The 19479-nt window shown below is 65.2% G+C and carries 16 protein-coding genes; 9 read left to right on the top strand and 7 right to left on the bottom strand.

The genetic code is table 11. The features are described 5' to 3' along the window. Window position 1: 1 nt before the first annotated feature. Window positions 2–1171, bottom strand: coding sequence for a molybdopterin-synthase adenylyltransferase MoeB (gene moeB / locus ACWCOO_RS02815; RefSeq protein ID WP_446831454.1), 1170 nt, complete (start codon window positions 1169–1171; stop codon window positions 2–4). Between the two features lie 441 nt (window positions 1172–1612). Here moeB and ACWCOO_RS02810 point away from each other — a divergent pair, with 441 nt between their 5' ends. Genes ACWCOO_RS02810 through ACWCOO_RS02800 form a run of 3 tightly spaced genes read left to right on the top strand, consistent with a single transcriptional unit; the run spans window position 1613 to window position 5777 of the window. Further along, window positions 1613–3652 (top strand): sodium-translocating pyrophosphatase, encoded by a 2040-nt coding sequence (locus ACWCOO_RS02810; RefSeq protein ID WP_446831453.1) that lies wholly within the window; start codon window positions 1613–1615, stop codon window positions 3650–3652. A 6-nt stretch (window positions 3653–3658) separates the two neighbouring features. Beyond that, window positions 3659–4303 carry a protein-L-isoaspartate O-methyltransferase family protein gene (locus tag ACWCOO_RS02805; RefSeq protein ID WP_446831452.1) on the top strand — a complete coding sequence of 215 codons (645 nt, stop codon included), beginning with the start codon at window positions 3659–3661 and terminating at the stop codon, window positions 4301–4303. A gap of 49 nt (window positions 4304–4352) precedes the next feature. Continuing rightward, window positions 4353–5777: a TolC family outer membrane protein gene (locus tag ACWCOO_RS02800; RefSeq protein WP_446831451.1), complete on the top strand. Its 1425-nt coding sequence runs from the start codon at window positions 4353–4355 to the stop codon at window positions 5775–5777. Here the strand turns inward: ACWCOO_RS02800 and ACWCOO_RS02795 are convergent. The 4 genes from ACWCOO_RS02795 to ACWCOO_RS02780 all read right to left on the bottom strand — a co-directional run bounded on the left by ACWCOO_RS02795 (window position 5713) and on the right by ACWCOO_RS02780 (window position 11645). Then, entirely contained in the window at window positions 5713–7038 is a 1326-nt protein-coding gene (locus ACWCOO_RS02795) for a 3-deoxy-D-manno-octulosonic acid transferase (RefSeq protein ID WP_446831450.1), read from the bottom strand. The genes ACWCOO_RS02800 and ACWCOO_RS02795 overlap by 65 nt on opposite strands. A gap of 5 nt (window positions 7039–7043) precedes the next feature. Then, the gene (gene hldE, locus ACWCOO_RS02790; RefSeq protein WP_446831449.1) at window positions 7044–8459 is read right to left on the bottom strand and encodes a bifunctional D-glycero-beta-D-manno-heptose-7-phosphate kinase/D-glycero-beta-D-manno-heptose 1-phosphate adenylyltransferase HldE; all 1416 of its coding nucleotides are present in this window, start codon (window positions 8457–8459) and stop codon (window positions 7044–7046) included. Between the two features lie 187 nt (window positions 8460–8646). After that, the gene (locus ACWCOO_RS02785) at window positions 8647–9477 is read right to left on the bottom strand and encodes a TSCPD domain-containing protein (protein ID WP_446831448.1); all 831 of its coding nucleotides are present in this window, start codon (window positions 9475–9477) and stop codon (window positions 8647–8649) included. Window positions 9478–9494: 17 nt separating this feature from the next. Continuing rightward, window positions 9495–11645, bottom strand: coding sequence for an adenosylcobalamin-dependent ribonucleoside-diphosphate reductase (locus ACWCOO_RS02780; protein ID WP_446831447.1), 2151 nt, complete (start codon window positions 11643–11645; stop codon window positions 9495–9497). A 265-nt stretch (window positions 11646–11910) separates the two neighbouring features. Here ACWCOO_RS02780 and ACWCOO_RS02775 point away from each other — a divergent pair, with 265 nt between their 5' ends. The 3 genes from ACWCOO_RS02775 to ACWCOO_RS02765 are packed head-to-tail and all read left to right on the top strand — an operon-like array spanning window position 11911 to window position 15499. Next, window positions 11911–13326, top strand: a complete 1416-nt coding sequence (locus tag ACWCOO_RS02775; protein WP_446831446.1) for a Do family serine endopeptidase — start codon at window positions 11911–11913, stop codon at window positions 13324–13326. A 34-nt stretch (window positions 13327–13360) separates the two neighbouring features. After that, window positions 13361–14575, top strand: a complete 1215-nt coding sequence (locus tag ACWCOO_RS02770) for a multifunctional CCA addition/repair protein (RefSeq protein WP_446831445.1) — start codon at window positions 13361–13363, stop codon at window positions 14573–14575. A 21-nt stretch (window positions 14576–14596) separates the two neighbouring features. Continuing rightward, window positions 14597–15499: an aldo/keto reductase gene (locus ACWCOO_RS02765; RefSeq protein ID WP_446831444.1), complete on the top strand. Its 903-nt coding sequence runs from the start codon at window positions 14597–14599 to the stop codon at window positions 15497–15499. 337 nt (window positions 15500–15836) lie between these two features. Here the strand turns inward: ACWCOO_RS02765 and folK are convergent, their stop codons facing one another. Further along, window positions 15837–16331, bottom strand: coding sequence for a 2-amino-4-hydroxy-6-hydroxymethyldihydropteridine diphosphokinase (folK, locus tag ACWCOO_RS02760; protein WP_446831443.1), 495 nt, complete (start codon window positions 16329–16331; stop codon window positions 15837–15839). 187 nt (window positions 16332–16518) lie between these two features. On the opposite strand from folK, the gene ACWCOO_RS02755 reads away from it, so the two are divergent. From ACWCOO_RS02755 to ACWCOO_RS02745, 3 genes are read left to right on the top strand one after another with little or no spacing between them, the layout of a single operon-like run. Beyond that, window positions 16519–17223 carry an isochorismatase family protein gene (locus tag ACWCOO_RS02755; RefSeq protein WP_446831984.1) on the top strand — a complete coding sequence of 235 codons (705 nt, stop codon included), beginning with the start codon at window positions 16519–16521 and terminating at the stop codon, window positions 17221–17223. Between the two features lie 10 nt (window positions 17224–17233). Then, window positions 17234–18139: a polysaccharide deacetylase family protein gene (locus ACWCOO_RS02750; protein WP_446831442.1), complete on the top strand. Its 906-nt coding sequence runs from the start codon at window positions 17234–17236 to the stop codon at window positions 18137–18139. Window positions 18140–18176: 37 nt separating this feature from the next. Continuing rightward, the gene (locus tag ACWCOO_RS02745; protein ID WP_446831441.1) at window positions 18177–19133 is read left to right on the top strand and encodes a polysaccharide deacetylase family protein; all 957 of its coding nucleotides are present in this window, start codon (window positions 18177–18179) and stop codon (window positions 19131–19133) included. On the opposite strand, the gene folB is transcribed toward ACWCOO_RS02745, so the two are convergent. Next, window positions 19114–19470: a dihydroneopterin aldolase gene (gene folB, locus ACWCOO_RS02740; protein WP_446831440.1), complete on the bottom strand. Its 357-nt coding sequence runs from the start codon at window positions 19468–19470 to the stop codon at window positions 19114–19116. The two genes, ACWCOO_RS02745 and folB, sit on opposite strands and share 20 nt — an antisense overlap. Between the last annotated feature and the right edge of the window lie 9 nt (window positions 19471–19479).

Here is a 19479-nt window from a genome sequence, read left to right as displayed (position 1 = left end):
GCTACGCGGTGCTGCCGCAGAAGGCTTGGTAGTCGGCGTAGCCTGGGAATTCCGCGCCGTCGGCGCAGTAGGGGCACTCGGGGTTGCGGCGCTGCTTGAACTCGGCGAAGTGCGCATCCAGCGCGTTGTAATGAAGCAAACGGCCCACCAGCGGAGCGCCGGCGCCGAGCAGGATCTTGATTGCTTCCACGGCTTCGAGCAGACCCACCACGCCGGGCAAGATTCCCAGGACGCCCGCCTCGGCGCACGATGGCGCCAGTTCGGGCGGCGGCGGTTCCGGATACAGACAGCGGTAGCAGGGCCCGGGGTCGGGTTCGCGCGACGGCCAGAACACCGTAACCTGCCCCTCGAACCGGAACACCGAACCATGCACGTTGGGAATACGATGCTTCACACAGGCGTCATTCACCAGGTAGCGCGTGGCGAAGTTGTCAGAGCCGTCCACAACCACATCGTAGTCCGCGAAAATCTCGTCAACGTTGCCGCTATCCAAGCGCAGCGCATGGGTTACGACTCGCACCGCCGGGTTAAGCGCTTCCACGGCCTCCCGCGCCGATGCCACCTTGGGCATCCCCACACGCTCTTCGCTGTGCAGAATCTGGCGCTGAAGATTACTGCGATCCACCACATCGTGATCGACGATGCCCAGCGTGCCGACCCCAGCCGCCGCCAGGTAGAGCGCCACCGGCGACCCAAGGCCACCGGCACCGATCAGCAGCACCCTGCTCTCCACGAGCTTCAACTGACCCGGCTCCCCCACTTCCGGCATCACCAGATGCCGGGCGTAGCGCTCGCGCGCGTCGGCGTTCAACAGCTTCGGCATCTCGAACGGCAGGCCTTCATCCTTCCATTGATTGAAGCCGCCGGCCACCGACCGGACATCGCTGTAGCCCATGCGCCGCAGCTCGTCGGCGGCGAATAGCGAACGTCCACCGCTAGCGCAGGTAACCAGCAGGGTGCGGTCGAGGTCCGGCGCCACATCCTCGATCCGAAACTCAAGAAAGCTGCGCTCGATGTGGCAAGCATCACGCAAGCTGCCCTGAGCAACCTCCTCCGTATCGCGGATATCGACCAGCAGCGCGCCGTTGCGCTGCAGAGCATGGGCTTCGGTGGGAGTTACTTGCGGGATGCTCTGCCTGAGATCGGCAAGCCGCCGGTCTCGCGCTCTCACGGGCCGTCTCCCGGCAGCGTCGGAGGAACGGCGCACACGACCGCCCTACAGCCTGAACCACTCACACCGGGGGAGCCTGCCCAAGCGTCCCCCGGATAGCGCCCCTGGTCCCCGGTCCGAATTTCACTGCGAAACGGGCGCAGGAATTGAAGTCTGTTCATTGATCGACAACTGCTGCCCTTGCACCGAAGTCCTCTTGCCGCCAAGCACTACTGGGACAGCGCTTCCCCACTGCCCAACCAGAACAAGAGTCGCAAGATCGCGCCACTGATTCTACTACCGGCGAATGGATTGCCGCCGGCAGCGCAAGAAAAAAACACGCGCCGCCAGCGCGGCGCCCCCAGGGCGCTCAACCCGCCGACGCTGCCTGCGAGCCGGAGGCGAAGCGGATAAAATTCGCACTCTGTCGAACACTTTCCACAGCTTCAAGCGGGACTTCCTATGACATATGTGTATGGCGCCATCGCCGCTGGCGTGCTGGCCATTCTCTACGGCCTGTTGAGCACCCGCTGGGTGCTGCAGCGCGACCCTGGCAATGAACGAATGCAGGAAATCGCCGCGGCGGTGCAACTGGGCGCCAAGGCCTACTTGAATCGCCAGTACTCAACGGTGGCCGTGGCCGGTCTGCCTCTTATGCTGTTGCTGGGTATAGTGCTCGACTGGGCAGTGGCGGGCGGCTTCCTGCTGGGCGCGGCATTCTCGGGCGCGGCCGGATACATCGGCATGAACGTGTCGGTGCGCGCCAATTCCCGCACCGCGCAAGCGGCCCACAACGGCATGAACGCGGCCCTCGCGGTGGCCTTCCGGGGCGGCGCTATCACCGGGATGCTGGTGGTGGGACTGGCGCTGCTGGGCGTGGCCGGCTACTACTTGCTACTGCGCGGCATAGGGCTGGATACCAAGGCTATTCTGCACGCGCTCGTGGGCCTGGCCTTCGGCGGCTCGCTGATCTCCATTTTCGCGCGGCTGGGCGGCGGCATCTTCACCAAGGGCGCCGATGTGGGCGCCGACCTGGTGGGCAAGGTGGAGGCGGGAATCCCCGAGGACGACCCGCGCAACCCGGCGGTAATCGCCGACAATGTGGGCGACAACGTGGGCGACTGCGCCGGCATGGCGGCGGACCTGTTCGAGACCTACGCGGTTACGGTAATCGCAACCATGCTGCTGGGCTTCCTCACGGTCAAGGAGGCCGCGGAAACGGCCCTGCTCTATCCGCTGGCGATCGGCGCTGTTTCCATCGTGGCGTCGATTATCGGCGCCTTCGTGGTGCGCGCCGGCAAGGGCCAATCGGTGATGTGGGCCTTGTACAAAGGCGTCATTGCCGCCGGCGGGCTGGCAGCCGTGGGCATCTGGTTCCTTACCCAGGAAATGTGGGGCGATGCCGGCGCTTTCCCGCCCGCGCGCCTTTTCCTCTCGGCCCTGATCGGCCTGGCGCTGACCGGCGCAATCATGTTCATCACCGACTACTACACGGGCACCCGGTTCTCGCCGGTGCGCAAGCTGGCGGAGGCTTCTTCAACCGGCCATGCCACAAACATCATCGCCGGGCTGGGTCTGTCCATGAAGGCCACGGCGATGCCGGTGCTGGCGGTCTGTCTCGGCATCCTGGCCACCTACCAGCTTGCCGGCCTCTATGGTCTGGCCATCGCAGCCACCGCCATGCTTTCGATGACCGGCATGATCGTGGCGCTGGACGCGTTCGGACCCATCACGGACAATGCCGGCGGCATTGCGGAAATGGCCGAGATGCCCGAGAAAATCCGCAACATCACAGACCCGCTGGACGCGGTGGGCAACACCACCAAGGCAGTTACCAAGGGCTATGCGATCGGCTCGGCCGGACTGGCCGCGCTGGTTCTGTTCGCCGACTACACCAACAATCTGCAGGCGGCCGGCAAGACTTTCGTGTTCCGGCTGGACGACCCGGCGGTCATCATCGGCCTGTTCGTGGGCGGCCTGATCCCCTACCTGTTCGGGGCGTTGGCCATGGAAGCCGTGGGACGCGCCGCCGGCAGCGTGGTGCAGGAAGTGCGGCGGCAGTTCAAGGAAATTGCCGGCATCATGGAAGGCAAGGCCAAGCCGGACTACGGGCGAGCGGTTGATCTGCTCACGCGCGCGGCGATCCGCGAAATGATCGTGCCCTCGCTGCTGCCGGTGCTGGCGCCAGTGGTGCTGGTGGTGGTGATCGGCTGGCTGATGCCTGACGGCGCCGGCGCGCGAGCGCTGGGCGGCATGCTGATCGGCTCCATCGTTACCGGGCTGTTCGTGGCCATTTCCATGACCACCGGCGGCGGCGCCTGGGACAACGCCAAGAAATACGTGGAAGACGGAGCGCTGGGCGGCAAGGGCTCGGAGGCGCATCACGCGGCGGTGACTGGCGACACGGTGGGCGACCCCTACAAGGACACCGCGGGACCTGCCATCAACCCCCTGATCAAGATCGTCAACATCGTCGCCCTGCTTATTGCCCCGCTGCTCTGAAGTGCGATGAACGTGCAGGCGAAGGAGCGCATGGTAAGCAGCCAGATGCGCTGCTGGAACGTTCTCGACGAGCATGTGCTGGCCGTGTTCCGCGATCTGGAGCGCGAGGACTTCGTGCCGGAACGGTATCGCGCCTTGGCCTACGCCGACCTGGCCTTGCCGTTGCCGGACGGGCGGGAAATGATGACGCCATCCGTGGAGGGGCGCATCCTGCAGGCGCTGGAACTGAGCAATGCCGACCGCGTGCTTGAGGTGGGCACCGGCAGCGGCTGGTTCACCGCCTGCCTTGCGCGGCTGGCCGGAGAGGTCGTCAGCCTGGAGATCTCGCCGGAACTGCACGGCGAAGCCTCGCGCAGACTGGAAGGCATGCACAACGTCACCTTGGCGTGCGCCGACGCCTTTACGTGGCAGCAGCAGTCGCGCTTCGACGCAGTCGTGCTTACCGGTTCGCTGTCGGTCTATACCCCGCGCTTCGAGGATTGGCTCAAGCCCGGCGGGCGACTGTTCTGCATTGTGGGGCAGCCGCCGATCATGGAGGCGCTGCTGGTCAGGCCTGGCGCCGCATCGCCGATGGAATCCCTGTTTGAAACTGTAACGCCGCCGCTTGCGAATGCTCCACAACCCGATCCGTTTCACTTCGGAACGGACTGAAGCGGCAAGAGGGTAGAATCCACGGCTGATGTCGGCGGCCTTCCCACCTATGAAGAAGATCATCCTGCTCGCCGCGCTGGCAGCTTTGGCCGGCGCGCCTCTGCCGGGAACATCGGAGAACCTGCTTGAGGTTTACGAGCGGGCGCGTATGAGCGATCCGCTGCTGCGCGAAGCCGAAGCCCGCCTGATGGCCTCCCGCGAAGTCCGCGCGCAGGCCCGCAGTGTGCTGTTTCCGACCATCGACGCTTCGGGCAGCTACTCCCGTACCGACAGCCGTTCTACCTTGCTGTTCTACTCCCCGACGCCTACCGGCGAATTCGCCCCGGTGATCGAAACCAGCTCCTCGAATGCGAACTCCAACGGCTGGGGATTTACCTTGCGCCAAACCGTATTCGACTGGGCCGCAATCATTGCCCTGGGCGCTTCCGGCGACGCACTGGCGCAGGGCGAAGCGGATTTCGAAGCAGCGCTGCAGGAGTCCATGCTGCGTACGGCGCAGGCCTATTTCGCGGTATTGGGCGCGCAGGACGAGCTCACCTCGCAAAGCGCTAACCGCACCGCCATCGCCCGCCAGTTGGAGCAGGCGCAAAAGCGGTTTGAAGTGGGCCTGATCGCGATAACCGACGTGCAGGAGGCGCAGGCCGCCCACGACCAGGCCGTGGCCGCCGAAATCGCCGCCAAGCGGTCGCTGGCCACCGCCGAGGAGCAACTACGGGAAATCGTGGGCGCGCCCATGCCGGTAGCCAACCTGACCCGGCCGGGCGATGGCATGCCGCTGCCGCTGCCGTCACCCAACGTCGAGCAAGCGTGGATCGATACCGCTTTGCAGCAAAACCCGAGCCTGGTTTCCGCCCGTCTGGCCGCATCCCTCGCCGAGGCCGAGGTGCGGCTGCGGCGCTCCGACTACCTGCCGCGGCTGGAGCTGGTCGCCGATACCAACGGCTCCAGCGGCGACCGCGAGCGGGTGTTCCGCGGCCTTGCGTCGGATTATCGCGACAGCCTGCGCAACGAATCCATCCGCCTGCAGCTTTCGGTGCCGATATTCGATGGCTTCAACCGCAACTCCCGCGTGCGCGAGGCGAAGTACCTGCACCGCGCCTCCACCGAGCGCCTTGAGGGCGTGGAACGCGGAGTGGTGCGCCAGACGCGCGACGCTTTCCTGGGCGTCAGTACGGAAATTTCGCGGGTCAACGCGCTGCGCCAGGCGGTGGCTTCGAGTCGGACCGCGTTGCGAGCCACAGAGGCCGGCTACGAGATCGGCACCCGCACCATCGTCGATGTTCTGGATGCGCGCCGCAACCTGGTGCAGGCCGAAACCAACTACGCGCGCAGCCGCTACGACTTCATTATCAATGTGCTGAGCCTCAAGGGCGCGGCGGGCATCCTCACCAGCGAAGACCTGGCAGAGGTCAGCCGCTGGATGGAGCAGAGCGCCCCCGCGGCCCCCGCGGCTCCGGAAGAAGCGGCTCAATAAGCTCCAATACCCTGTCCAGCACGCCCTGTCCGGCGGCAAGGCAGTTCCTGGCCGACTCTCCCGCGCCGCGCCGCGCTTCCTCGCTGCCAAACAGGCAAGCCACGCGGGCGGCAAGTTCCCTGGCATCGCGAACAATGAACAGGCCGCCGGCCTGAATCAGCAGGCGGGCGGTTTCCCGGGTATTGGAAAGATGCGGCCCGGCCAGCACCGGAAGGCCGAAGGAGGCAGGCTCCAGCAGGTTGTGTCCGCCGACGGGCGCGATGCTGCCGCCCACAAAAGCAACATCGGACGCCGCAAGAAAGGCGTGCATTTCGCCCAGAGAATCCAGCAGGAAAACCTGGGTCTCGGCATTCGGAGCGCCATCGCGGGAGCGTAGCGCGAATTTCAGGCCGCTTTGCGCAAGGATGGCGCGCGCCGCCGCGAACCGCTCGCGATGCCGGGGAGCGATGATGAGCAGGCTATCGGGCCGCTCATCCAGGAGGAGACGGTGCGCCGCCAAGGCCGCGCTCTCCTCGGGGTCATGGGTGCTGGCGGCTATCCACGCGAGACGTCCGCTGCCCATGGCGTCGCGCAATGCGGCGCCGCGTTCGCGCGCGCCCGTCTGCACACGGCAATGAAACTTGAGATTGCCGCTCACCCGCACGTCCAGGCCCTCAGGGCCAAGCAAGCGAAAGCGCCGCGCATCTTCCTCGCTTTGCGCGCCTACCACCCGCACGGCGCTGAGGGCCGCGGCCATCAGGGGCCGCACCTTGCGATAGCGGCGGTAGGAGCGCGGCGTGAGCCGGGCGCTGGCAATGGCCAGCGGTACGCCGGCCGAACGGCAGGCCGCGTAGAGACCGGGCCAGATCTCCGTTTCCAGGATAACGCCCAGCGCCGGGCGAACAGCGCGCAGGAAGCGCCGGTTCACCAGGCCAAGATCAAGCGGCAACCAGCAATGCGATTGCGCCGGGAGCAAGTCGTTGCGTATCGCCGCCGAGCCGGCCGGCGTAAACGCAGTAAGAAGCAGCGGCAGATCCGCGCGGCGGCTCGCCAACTCCTCGGCCAGCGCCGACAAGGCGCGCACTTCGCCCAGCGAAGAGCCGTGCAGCCATACGGCGCCGGGAGGCACGGTGGGCGGGATCACGCCCCAGCGCTCCCAGGGCCGCTGCCGCCAGCCCGGATCGCGCGCCGAGCGCGCCAGCATGTGAGCGAACAGCGCGGGAGCGGCAATCCAAGACAGAGCGCCGTAGGCGCCAAGCGCCGCCTTGTCGCGCACGCGCATAAAAGTTATTCGTTCATGCGCTCAAGAATACCGGAGGTGGACAGGCCCTCGCGGTAGGACAGTATCGCCACCTCGCCTCCCGCGTCTTCCACAGCCTGGCCTCCGGCCACGTCCTCGGGCCGGTAGTCGCCGCCCTTGGCCAATACCCGGGGCAGCACCTGCGCGATGAGCTCCTGCGGCGTGTCTTCGGCGAACGGAACCACCCAATCCACGCAGCGCAGCGCGGCCAGAACCTCCATCCGCTGCTCCAGCGGCATGATCGGCCGGCCCGGACCCTTGAGTCTGCGCACCGAGCGGTCGCTGTTGACCGCCACCATCAGGCCATCGCCGAGCGCGCGTGCTTCGGCCAGGCAAGCGGTATGTCCGGCATGCAGCAGGTCGAAGCAGCCATTGGTCATTACCAGCTTGCGCCCGGCATTGCGCATCTGCATGCCGATCTCCACCGCGTGCGGTGTATCGATGATGGCCGGTCCGCCGGCCCCGTCCAACCCCAGTTCCTTCTCAAGGTCCAACAAACCGACAGCCGCGACGCCCACGCGCCGCACCGCGACTCCGGCAGCCACGTTGGCCAACTCGGCCATGCGATCAAGGTCTGCGTCCACCGCAAGCCCTGCGGCCAGCACGGCGACCACCGTATCGCCCGCGCCGGTCACGTCGAAGACTTCGCGGGCCACGGCCGGAATATGCCGCGGCGCGCCTGTGGCCGGCACCAACAGCAGACCCTGCGCGCCCAACGTAACCACCATCCCGCCGATTTCCAGCAGGGCGCATACCCGCTGGGCCCGCTCGGCCATCTCCTGCACCGATTCCTCCGAACCGCCCAGGGCCGCTTCGAATTCGGCGCGATTGGGCGTAAGCAGGCTGGCCCCGCGATACTTGCCGAAATCGCTGGACTTGGGGTCCACGAGGACCGGCTTGCCGGCCGCGCGAGCCGCCGCTATCAGTTCGGGAGCATCCGCCAGACTGCCCTTGGCGTAGTCGGACAATACCACCGCGGAGCATGAATCCAGACGCTGCCGAAAGACTTCCACCAGGCGCCGGGCATCGGCGGCCTCGAACGGCGTCTCGCGGTCCAGGCGAATGACCTGCTGATTGCTGCTGAGCACCCGCAGCTTGCGCACTGTGGGCCGGTTCCGCGCGCGTACCCAGCTCCGGGTCACGCCGCTATCGCGCATCGAACCCTCCAGCGCCTCGGACTCGGGATCATTGCCCACGATGCCTAGCAGCGCCACGCGGGCGCCCAGGGCGGCCAGGTTCACGGCCACATTGGCGGCACCGCCGGGCCGGCTTTCGCTGCGCCGAACGTCAACCACCAGCGCCGGTGCTTCGGGCGAAATACGGCGAGCCGGACCGCGCCAGTATTCGTCGAGCATTACGTCGCCCGCCACCAACATCCGCGCTTGGGAAAAATCGGGAATCACGGCGTCAAGGATCCGGCGAACAATGGCGGCGGCGCTGCCTTCTAAGCATCAATGTCCGGCCATTGTCGCAGCATTCTCGGGCCGCCGCCACGCCGGCCAGGAAATGCATTGCAGCCCGGGACCTGGCGTCAGCCGGCGCCTAGTGTGCTGTCCCGCAGATTCTAGTAGTCATTTGCGGGACAGCACACTAGTTGCACTTCGAGTCGCCGCAGTTCAGGCAGGTCAGGCAGCCGTCCATCATCACCACGGCAGTGGTGTGGCAACGGCCGCAGAGCTGCGCGCCGGCGGGGAAGCTGTTCTGGGCGAAGGCATCCTCCTGGCGGCGGGTGTCCTCGTAATCCTGGCGCTTGGCGTCGAGCATCCGCTGCTGTTCGTCGTCGAGTTGATGCTGGCCCAGAAAACCGATGTTCTCCAAGTGCTCGCCCACCACGCAACCGAGTTCGGCGATGATGGAAGGCATGTAAACGCCGCCGGCCTTCCAGTAGCCGCCGCGCGGGTCGAACACGGCCTTGAGTTCGTCCACGAGGAAAGCCACATCACCGCCCTTGCGGAATACGGCGGACATCACCCGGGTCAGCGCCACGATCCACTGATAGTGATCGAGGTTCTTGGAATTGATGAAAATCTCGAACGGGCGGCGCCGCTCGTCGGGCGTACCCCGATTCAACACGATGTCGTTTATGGTCACATACATGGCGTGATCGGACACCGGAGTCTTGACCTTGTAGGTGGTGCCCTCCAGCCGCATGGGCCGTTCCAGACCCTCGTGCATGCGCACCACCTTGCCGTCGCCGCTTGAAGGCCGCGGCGTTCTCTTGCTTGAGGACGGAGTCTCGGAAGCCTCGGCGGCGAGCTCGGACGCCTTCGAAAGCGGCGCCTTGGATGCTGCAGGCGAACCGGTTGCGGCACCCTCGCCGGTGGGCGGTGCGGGTGCCGGCACGGCCTCAGCAGCCGGCGCCGATTGTTCGACGCGGTAGCCCACGATCTTGCCGGCAATTCGATTGGGGGATTCGCTCATTACTCTACGCCTGCGGTTCAGAACTTGCCGTAGTAGCCCTCCTTGAGCGCGTCAAAAAGGTTGGCCGCAGTGTGTACCTGGCCGTCGTACTCGACTTCCTCGTCGCCCGCAAACTTCACCTCGCTGCCGTCTTCGAGCTGGAACACATAGAAGGTGCGCTTGAGATCCTTCTCCTTCACCAGCACACCCTGAAATGCGGCAGGGTTGAAGCGGAACGTGGTGCAGCCTTTCAACCCGCGCTTCCAGGCCTCCACATAAATGTCCTTGAAGCGCTCATACGGATAGTCCGACGGCACGTTTGCGGTTTTGGAAATGGACGAATCCACCCATTTCTGCGCCGCGGCCTGGATGGCCACATGCTCCGACGGCGATACATCGTCGGCCGTTACGAAGTAGTCGGGCAGCGCCGTGTCGCCCTCGCCTTCGGGGTTCGCCTCCGGGTTGACCTGCTCGCGGTAGGCCAGCAGCTCGTAGGAATACACCGGCACCTTCTCCTTGGTCTTGCGGCCTTCGCGGATGACATTGCGGAAGTAGTGGTGCGCGAAGCTGGGCTCGATGCCGTTGCTGGCGTTATTGCCCAGCGACAGCGAAATGGTGCCGGTCGGAGCGATCGAGGAGTGATGGCTGAAGCGCGCGCCCTCGGCGGCAATGGCCTCGACCAGTTCCGGGGCTTCGCCGGCCACGCGCTGCATGTAGCGGCTGTAGCGCGCCATCAGCACCTTGCCGGGCAGCTTGTCGCCGGCCTTGACGCCATCGGCGGCCATTTCCGGACGCCGGCGCAGCATCTGCGGCGTGACCTCGAATTCCTCGTCCATGATGGGCGCAGGCCCCTTCTCGCGCGCCAACTCCAACCCCACGCGCCACCCCGTCAACGCCAGCTCGCGAGCCACCCGCTCGGTGAACTCCGTGGATTCTTCGCTACCGTAACGTATGCGCAGCATGGTTAGCGTCGAGCCGAGGCCCAGAAAACCCATGCCGTGGCGCCGCTTGCGCAGTATCTCGCTCACCTGGGTATCCAGCGGCAGGCCATTGATCTCCACCACGTTGTCGAGCATGCGCGTGAAGATCGCCACCACCTGCTCGAACTCTTCCCAATCGAAATAGGCTTCCTGGGTGAACGGGCGGCGCACGAAGCGGGTCAGGTTGACCGAGCCCAGGAGGCAGGCGCCGTAGGGCGGCAGTGGCTGCTCGCCGCAGGGGTTGGTGGCGCGAATGTTCTCCGCGTACCAGTTGTTGTTCAGCTCGTTGACGCGGTCGATGAGAATGAAGCCGGGCTCGGCGAAATCGTAGGTCGAGCGCATGATGAGATCGAACAACTCGCGCGCCGGCAGCGCGCCGTACACCTTGCAGGCAACGCGCCCTTCGCGGTCGCAGATATAGCCGCGGGTGACCGGCCATTCGCGCCACACCACCCGGTCCTTGTCGTTCAGATCGAGGTCGTCCTCCTCGGCCTCCGACGAATCCAGTGGAAAGGCCAGCACCCAGTCGTCCCCGGCCTCCACGGCCTGCATGAACTCGTCGGTAATCATCAGCGACAAATTGAACTGGCGCAGGCGCCCGTCCTCGCGCTTGGCGGTAATGAACTCCTTCACATCCGGGTGACCGATATCGAAGGTGCCCATCTGCGCCCCACGCCTCCCGCCGGCGGAAGACACGGTAAAGCAGACCTTGTCGTAGATATCCATGAACGAGAGCGGGCCGGAGGTGTAGGCGCCGGCGCCGGCAACGTAGGCGCCGCGCGGGCGCAGCGTCGAGAACTCGTAGCCGATGCCGCAACCGGCCTTGAGGGTGAGCCCGGCCTCGTGCGCCATCTCCAGGATGCTGTTCATGGAATCGCCCACGGTCCCGGACACGGTGCAGTTGATGGTGGAGGTGGCGGGCTTGTGCTCCTGCGCGCCGGCGTTGGACACGATGCGGCCGGCCGGAACGGCGCCGTGGTTCAAGGCCCAGAGAAAGGACTCATACCATTTCTCGCGGATTTCCTCGGGCTCCACTTCGGCCAGCGTGCGCGCAACGCGGGCGAAGGTGTCGTGAACATCGTGGTCGAGAATTTCGCCTTGCTTGGTCTTGAGGCGGTACTTGGAGTCCCAGATATCGAGGGACGCTGGCTGTAAGGAGATCTCCTCTTCGCGTTCGCCGAATCTGGCCAGCTTGACCGGTTGCCCCATATGTACCCCCAGTTTATAACTTCTCGCCGCCGCGCGCCACGAACGGGAAAAGCCTTGCCAGCCGCGCATTCCCACCACGGGAAAGCGGGCTCATTTGCGGCTCTTTGTAAACCCTATTCCGGGGATTTACAAGCACACTTTAGGATTACAATAAACTGGCGGTTTTCCCCTACACCGACCGTGGCGGTGGCGCGACTGTTTGCGGCATATCCGCATCAAGACACTGCCTTGTGGACAAATGAAATCGATAGTCGGGGCCAAGTCAATGACACGCAAAATTCTGATCGCATTAGCCGCTTTGGCGCTGCTGTCGGCGGGCGCCGGCCTGGCGCCGCTGGGGCAGCCGTTGCAGGTGGCGCAAGCCGCCCTCCCGCTGGAGCTTAACGGCGAGCCCTTCCCCAGTCTGGCGCCGCTGGTCGAAGCCACCACACCGGCGGTGGTAAGCATCGCCATAGCGCGCCCGGCGCGTAACTTCCGTTCGCCGTTTCGCGGCGATCCCTTCTTCGAGCGCTTCTTCCCCAACCCGCAGCGCGAAGGGACCCCGCCGCAAGAACGGGACACGGTGCCCGCCGGATCGGGCGTGATCGTGGACGCCGAAAGCGGCCTGGTGCTCACCAATCATCACGTCATCGAAAACGCCACCCGGATCACCGTGACCTTGAGCGACCAGCGCAGCATAGACGCCACCGTGGTCGGCTCGGACCCCGGCACCGACATCGCCCTGCTGGAACTGGAGGAAACCGATGACCTCACGCAAATGACGATGGGCGATTCCGAGCAAGTGAAGGTAGGCGATTTCGTGTTGGCGATCGGCAATCCCTTCAGCCTTGCCCACACCGTCACCTCCGGCATCGTCAGTGCGCTGGGCCGCGAGATCCCCCGGAATCCACGGCGGGGGCGGCGGGTGACGCTGATCGAGGATTTCATCCAGACCGACGCCTCCATCAATCCGGGCAACTCCGGCGGTGCGCTGGTGAACATGCGCGGCGAACTGGTCGGCATTCCTTCCAGCATTCTGTCCCGAGGCGGCGACAATGCCGGAATCGGGTTTGCGATTCCGACCTCCATCGCCAAGGAAGTCATGCGCCAACTCCTGGCTTTCGGCGAGTTCCGCCGCGGACGGCTGGGCGTGTCGGTGGGCGATGTGGACCGAGAGCTGGCTGACGCCCTGGGCCTGGACAAGGCTGCAGGCGCACTCGTCTCGGAAGTGTTCCCCGACTCGGCGGCCGAGAAGGCCGGCATCGAATCCGGCGACGTAATCGTGCGCGTTAACGACAAGGAGATCGAAACCAGCGGCGACCTGGTCAATGCCGTGGGCCTGCGCGCAGTCGGCGAGGAGGTCACGCTGGAGATCGTGGACGGAAGCGGGCGGGCCAAACAAGTGCAGGCAGTTCTGGGCGGTCTGGCGGCCGCCACCGGCGACGACATTCACCCGGCGCTGAGCGGCGCCTCGCTCGCGGATTTCAACGAAGGCGAATACGAGGGCGTGCTCGTGGAAGCGGTGGAGGAGCAAAGCGCAGCGCAGCGCGCAGGGGTGCGGGCTAACGACGTGATCGTGCAGGTAAACCGGCAGCGGGTGCGCAACCTCGAACAGCTAAATTCGGTCGCGGATGGACAGTCGCTGATCGTGCTGACCATTCGGCGCGGCAATCGCACACTGGTGTTGCCGCTGAGGTCGTAGGCAGCGGGAGGCCGAGGCCGGCTAATCGAAGCGGATGGATTGCTACCTGGTAGGCGGCGCGGTTCGTGATCGACTGCTGGGCCTGGAAATTCGCGAGCGCGACTGGGTAGTGGTGGGCGCCACCGCCGGTGCGCTCCGGCAGCGTGGCTACAAGGAGGTGGGCCGCTCGTTTCCGGTCTTTCTGCACCCGGAGACCCAGGAGGAATACGCCTTGGCCCGGCGCGAGACCAAGACCGCGCCCGGCTACCGCGGTTTCGAGGTGGACTTCGGTCCCGAGGTCACGCTGGAGGAAGACCTGGCGCGGCGCGATCTCACGATCAACGCGATGGCCGAAGACCACGCGGGCAATCTGATCGACCCGTACGGCGGCCGACAGGACCTGCGCAAGAAAACGCTGCGGCATGTTTCGCCGGCCTTCAGCGAGGACCCCGTGCGGATTCTGCGGGTGGCGCGTTTTGCCGCCCGTTTCCATGGCCTGGGCTTCAGAATAGCTCCCGATACGCTCGCGCTGATGCGGGAGATGGTGGCGGCCGGCGAGGCCGACGCGCTGGTAGCCGAACGGGTATGGCAGGAAACGGTGCGCGCCCTGGGCGAGGATGCGCCGCAGCGCTTCTTCGAGGTTTTGCGCGAGTGCGGAGCGCTGAAAATAATCTTCCCGGAGCTTGATCGCCTCTGGGGCGTGCCGCAGCCGGCGCGCTGGCATCCGGAGATCGACACCGGGGTACACGTGATGATGGTGCTGGAACAGGTGGCCCGATTTTCGCCCAAGACGGAAGTCCGGTTCGCGGCGCTAACCCACGACCTGGGCAAGGGGGTCACGCCGAAGAAATTCTGGCCGCGGCACAGCGGCCATGAGGCAGCGAGCGTGCGCCTGGTCGGGGAGATGTGCGAGCGGCTTGGCGCGCCGAAGCGTTTTCGCGCGCTGGCCGAGCAGGTGGCGCGCTTTCACGGCGTCTGTCACCGCGCCGCCGAGTTGCGCCCGGATACCAAGCTCAAGGTGCTTGAGGCGCTGGGGGCCTTTCAGACCGGCAGCCTGCTGGAGGATTTCCTGGTAGCGTGCGAGGCCGATTACCGCGGGCGCAAGGGCATGACGGAAGACGCCTATCCGGCCGCGGATGTCTTCCGCGCCGCGTTTCGGGCGGCAAGCGGCGTTTCGGGGGCGGAACTGGCGGCGGAAGGCTACGACGGTGCGCGCCTTGGAGAAGAATTGCGACGGCGGCGCATCGCCGCGATCGCGGACTTGGGCTAGATTTCAAGAGAGGAGAGCGGCATGAAACTTGGCATTTCGAGACGGGAGGCATTGCTGGGCGCGGGCGCGGCGGGGCTGGCGCTGGGGTTGCCTGCACTGGGCCGGGCGGATACGCGCATGCATCGTATTCCGTCCAGCGGCGAGGAGCTGGCGCCGGTGGGCCTGGGCACTTCGCGGGTGTTCAACAGCGTTTCGGGGGCGGCTCAGCGACAGGCGCTGGTGGAGGTGCTTGAAGCGCTGTTTGCGGGCGGCACGCTGGTGGATACATCGCCCATGTACGGCAATTCGGAAACTCACCTGGGCGAGCTGCTGCCGCAGGCTGCCGGGCACGAGAAAATGTTCTGCGCTACCAAGGTGTGGACCGAAGGCCGCGCGGCGGGCGCGCGGCAGATGCAGGAATCGATGGACAAGATGGGGGTCGGGAAAATCGACCTGATGCAGGTACACAATCTGCTGGACTGGCAGACGCACCTGGAAACGATGCTGGAAATGCAGGCGGCGGGCGCAATCCGCTACCTCGGCATTACTACGTCGCGGGCGGGTCAGTTCGACGAGTTCGAAAAAGTCATGGAGGCTGCCGATTGGGATTTCGTGCAGCTCAATTACAGCCTGGGCGAGCGCGAAGCGGAACAGCGTCTGCTGCCGCTGGCACTCGAAAAAGGCATGGCGGTGATGGTGAACCGGCCGTTCATGCGTGGCGGGCTGTTCCGGGCGGCGAGCGGGAAGCCGCTGCCGGAGGTAGCGGCGGAGTTGGGCTGCGAGAGTCCGGCGCAGCTATTCCTGAAGTGGATTCTGGGTCATCCGGCGGTAACCTGCGTTATCCCGGCCACTACCAAGGTCTCGCATATGACGGACAATCTTGGGGCGGGCATGGGGGCGCTGCCTGACGCTTTGCAGCGTGAGGAGATCGCCCGCTGGCTATAGAGAGTCGGCTCGCTATGGGGGAATCCTGCGGCCTTTGTTGCGTCCCCCTTTTTTCTGGCCACGCGTACGCGGGGCGGCGGGCTCGGGGTAAGCCTGCGGCCTTTGTTATGTCCCCCTTTTCTCCTGGCCACGCGTACGCGGCGCGGCGCGGCGGGCTCGGGGTAAGCCTGCGGCCTTTGTTGCATCCCCACTCCCAAGTAGGCGCACAAACTAAAGGCCTTTGTTACGTCCCCTCTTTTGTGGAGCATGGGCGACATGGATGTCGCCCCGAGCCCCAGGGAGGGGTTCATGCGTCTCCACAAAAGAGGGGACGTAACAAAGGCCGCAGGATTACCCCCTACTTGATTGTCAGGGGTGAGGCTGGAAGCAGTTTGTAGGGGTGGGGGAAGGCCGACCAGAGGTCGCGGATAGGTGTGCCGGTTATGGGGTGGCAAAATCCAGGAGCCAGGTCGCTCAGGGGGCGGAGAACGAAGGCATAGCGCTCGATGTCGGGGTGCGGCAGCTTCAGGGCTGGGTTGACCGTTTGGCCGCATAGCAGCAGATCCAGATCAAGGGTGCGGGAGGAAAACTTGCCGGCGGAGCGGTCGCGGCCGGCCTGAGCTTCAAGTTCCGCCAGCGTGCGCAGGATCATCTCCGGCCCGTGGTCGGTGGCGAAGCCCACCACCAGGTTGAGAAACGGGTGGCCTTCGAAGCCTTCGGCGGGGCTTTCATAGACGGGCGACAGGGCCAGCTCGCCGTAACGCTGCCGCAAGCCCGCGCAGGCGGCCACGAGATTGGCGCGGGGATTGATATTGCTGCCCGCGCTAACGAATGCGCGGAGTTCAGCCTGCATATTGCACCAGTTCGCGCTGTTGGCCTGCAGAATTTGACATGTCGTCGCCTAGATTATCCTGACCCGACAGGTGGGGTGTGGAGCGTTGGTCCACGGCTGCCGCCGGATGCCCTCTCGGTTGCTATGGATATAATCAAAATGGTTATATCCAAGAATCCTGAGCAGCCCAGGTGTGGCCATGCCAGTCATGCAAACCTCCGATCTCACGCCGCGCCAGTATTGGGCCGAAGTGAAATCCAACCCGAATCGCGCCCGCTTCGGCTTTGGCGAAAAAGCGGCGCTTATCAACATCGACCTGCAGCGCGCCTATACCGACCTGGACAGCTTTCCGACCGCTTACCAGACCGACCCCAAGCAGATCGACTACATCAACCACCTTTCGGGGCTGGCGCGCCAGCGCAACATGCCCGTGATCTGGACCTACGTCGCCTACATGGACAACGCCGATGACGCCGGGGTCTGGGGTACGCGAACCAACACCGAGAACTCGCTCCAGAACATCAGGGAAGGGGAGGCGCGCGCAGAACTCGACCCGCGCCTGGAGGTGGACCGAGAGCGCGACGCGGTGGTCAACAAACGCATGGCAAGCGTTTTTCACGACAGCCTGATTCCGTCGCTGCTGGTCTGGCACAAGGTGGATACGGTGATCCTCACCGGCGGCAGCACATCGGGTTGCGTGCGCGCATCGGCCGTTTCGTCGTTGTCCCAAGGTTACCGGACCATCGTCCCGGAAGAATGCGTGGCCGACAAGCACGAGATCCCTCACTTCGCCAACCTCTGCGACATCATGCTCAAATACGCCGATGTGGAACCCTTCGCGGCGGTGGCTGATTGGTTCGAAAACCACCCGGGCTGCGCGCCGATTCGCACGGCCCGCGGCGTGACATTCTGACGGACGCCGCATGCGCGAAGACCTGGCGCTCTACGACTACCGCCCCTGGGACGAACGCCTGCCCATCCGCTGGCCGAACGGCGCCAGGCTCGCCTTGTGGGTGGCGCCGAACATCGAGTATTACGAACTGGACCCGCCTTCCAACCCGCGGCGCAAGGCCTGGCCGCGGCCGGCCCCCGATATCCAGGGTTACGGTACGCGGGACTACGGCAACCGGGTCGGCTGCATGCGCATGATCGAGGTGCTCGACCGGCACGGTGTGCGCGGTTCGGTCAGTCTGTCCGTGGCGCTCTGCGATCACCACCCGGAACTCATCGACTTGTGCCGGGAACGGAACTGGGAGTTCTTCAGCCACGGCATCTACAACACCCGCTACGTCTATGGCATGGATGAGGCCCAGGAACGCAGCATGATCGAGGATTCGGTGCGCACCATCGCCGAACGCACCGGCCAGCACTGCGCCGGCTACCTGGCGCCGGCGCTGACCCACTCCGAGCACAGCCTCGATCTGTTCAGCGAAGCCGGCGGCCTCTACACTTGCGACCTGTTCCACGACGACCAGCCCACGCCCGTGCACGTGCGCTCCGGCAAGCCGTTCGTTTCGGTGCCCTACTCGCTGGAACTGAACGACACCATTGTCTATGTCGTCAATCGCATCGAACCGCGGCGCTACGGCCAGATGATCAAACAGGCCTTCGACCGCCTGTACCAGGAAGGCGAGCGCGGCGGCACGGTCATGTGCGTACCCCTGCACCCCTACCAGGTCTCCCACCCGCATCGCATCCAGGCTTTCGAAGATGCCCTGGCCTACATCACGGGTCATGACGATGTCTGGGTAACTACCGGCAGGGAAATTGCCGAGTACTACATCAAGCACTACTACGACGAAGCCGTCGCCGCGCAGCGAACCGGCTGACCGATCTCTAAACGTTACCCGCGAAACGGAAGAATCGATGGCGCTCGACCCCGACTATCTGAAATATCCGCTGCGTCGCTATGGCATGGACCACGATCGCTACGAGTGGTCGATGCTGTCGCGACGCACAGGGGTAGCTTGGCCGGACGGCGCCCGGCTGGCGGTCTGGGTGGACCTGGCGGTGCAATTCTTTCCGCTCAACCAGAGCGGCAAGCCCTTTGCGGCGCCGGGCGGCATGAGCACGCCGTACCCGGACCTGCGCCACTTCACCCTGCGCGACTACGGCAACCGGGTGGGGCTGTTTCGTTGCCTGGAGGCGCTGGACGCCGCGGGTATCACGCCCACCTTTTCCGTGAACGCGGCCCTTGCCGAACGCTGCCCGCAACTGCTGGAACGCCTGAACCGGCGCGGCAACGAGATACTGGCCAGTTCCTGGCACATGGATACGCTGCACCACGGAGGCATGGCGCCCGACCAGGAAGCGGAACTGATCGGCCGGTCGCTGGAGACCTTGCGCGCGGCCGTGGATTCCCCGGTGACGGGCTGGCTGAGTCCCGGGCGCTCGCAAAGCGGCAACACGCCGGACCTGCTGGCCGCCGAGGGCATCCGCTACATGGGCGACTGGATCAACGACGACATGCCCTACCCCTTCGCCACACGGCACGGTGAACTGGTGGCGCTGCCCCTGTCGCTGGAACTCGACGATCAGTTCGTCATCGGCAGCAACCTGCACTCGGAGTGGGAGTATGCCGACCAGGTGAAGGACGCCTGCGACTACCTGCTTGCCGAGGCCGAAAGCACCGGGCACGGCCGCCTGCTCGCGCTATCCGTTCATCCCTGGATGATGGGCCAGCCGCACCGCATCGCGGCGCTGGAATCGGTGCTCGCGCATATCGCCGGACAATCGGGAATCTGGTCAGCGCCGGCCGGCGAGATCGTCGCTGCCTGGAGCGCACAGCAACCCGCGCCGGCAGTCACTTCTCCCGCTCGATAACCACGCCCACATCGCGTGCATGGCGCAAAGCCCAGGGTTTGCGCACGGTCACCCTCACCCACGGCGCGCTGTGGTCGTTCAGCACCAGCGCGGCAATTCCCTCGGCCAGGGTTTCCACCAACTCGAATGTTTTGCTGGAAGTCAGGCGGGCGATGTCCCGCGCTACGCGCTTGTAGTCCACGGTTGCGGAAATCCGATCTTTGCCCGCCGCGGCCGCCGCTTCAATGCCAATCTCCAGATCAATGGCCACCATCTGCGGAGCCGCTTTTTCCCAGCGGTTCACGCCCACGGTGGCGCTCAGGCGCAGGTCCTTGACGATGAGTTTGTCGGTCGCCATCGCTAACGG

It is taken from the genome of Candidatus Foliamicus sp. (assembly GCF_965221325.1).
In the GTDB taxonomy this organism is placed as follows: Bacteria; Pseudomonadota; Gammaproteobacteria; order Steroidobacterales; family Foliamicaceae; genus Foliamicus.
The sequence above is the reverse complement of the archived record's forward strand: the minus strand, read 5'-3'. Positions and strand labels throughout refer to the sequence as shown.

What these genes read in the sequence shown, in the direction of transcription:
- ACWCOO_RS02810 (WP_446831453.1), top strand. Translation starts at nt 1,613, where the DNA reads ATGACATATGTGTATGGCGCCATCGCCGCTGGCGTGCTGGCCATTCTC.
- ACWCOO_RS02805 (WP_446831452.1), top strand. Translation starts at nt 3,659, where the DNA reads ATGAACGTGCAGGCGAAGGAGCGCATGGTAAGCAGCCAGATGCGCTGC.
- ACWCOO_RS02800 (WP_446831451.1), top strand. Translation starts at nt 4,353, where the DNA reads ATGAAGAAGATCATCCTGCTCGCCGCGCTGGCAGCTTTGGCCGGCGCG.
- ACWCOO_RS02795 (WP_446831450.1), bottom strand. Translation starts at nt 7,038, where the DNA reads ATGCGCGTGCGCGACAAGGCGGCGCTTGGCGCCTACGGCGCTCTGTCT.
- ACWCOO_RS02785 (WP_446831448.1), bottom strand. Translation starts at nt 9,477, where the DNA reads ATGAGCGAATCCCCCAATCGAATTGCCGGCAAGATCGTGGGCTACCGC.
- ACWCOO_RS02780 (WP_446831447.1), bottom strand. Translation starts at nt 11,645, where the DNA reads ATGGGGCAACCGGTCAAGCTGGCCAGATTCGGCGAACGCGAAGAGGAG.
- ACWCOO_RS02775 (WP_446831446.1), top strand. Translation starts at nt 11,911, where the DNA reads ATGACACGCAAAATTCTGATCGCATTAGCCGCTTTGGCGCTGCTGTCG.
- ACWCOO_RS02770 (WP_446831445.1), top strand. Translation starts at nt 13,361, where the DNA reads ATGGATTGCTACCTGGTAGGCGGCGCGGTTCGTGATCGACTGCTGGGC.
- ACWCOO_RS02765 (WP_446831444.1), top strand. Translation starts at nt 14,597, where the DNA reads ATGAAACTTGGCATTTCGAGACGGGAGGCATTGCTGGGCGCGGGCGCG.
- folK (WP_446831443.1), bottom strand. Translation starts at nt 16,331, where the DNA reads ATGCAGGCTGAACTCCGCGCATTCGTTAGCGCGGGCAGCAATATCAAT.
- ACWCOO_RS02755 (WP_446831984.1), top strand. Translation starts at nt 16,519, where the DNA reads ATGCAAACCTCCGATCTCACGCCGCGCCAGTATTGGGCCGAAGTGAAA.
- ACWCOO_RS02750 (WP_446831442.1), top strand. Translation starts at nt 17,234, where the DNA reads ATGCGCGAAGACCTGGCGCTCTACGACTACCGCCCCTGGGACGAACGC.
- ACWCOO_RS02745 (WP_446831441.1), top strand. Translation starts at nt 18,177, where the DNA reads ATGGCGCTCGACCCCGACTATCTGAAATATCCGCTGCGTCGCTATGGC.
- folB (WP_446831440.1), bottom strand. Translation starts at nt 19,470, where the DNA reads ATGGCGACCGACAAACTCATCGTCAAGGACCTGCGCCTGAGCGCCACC.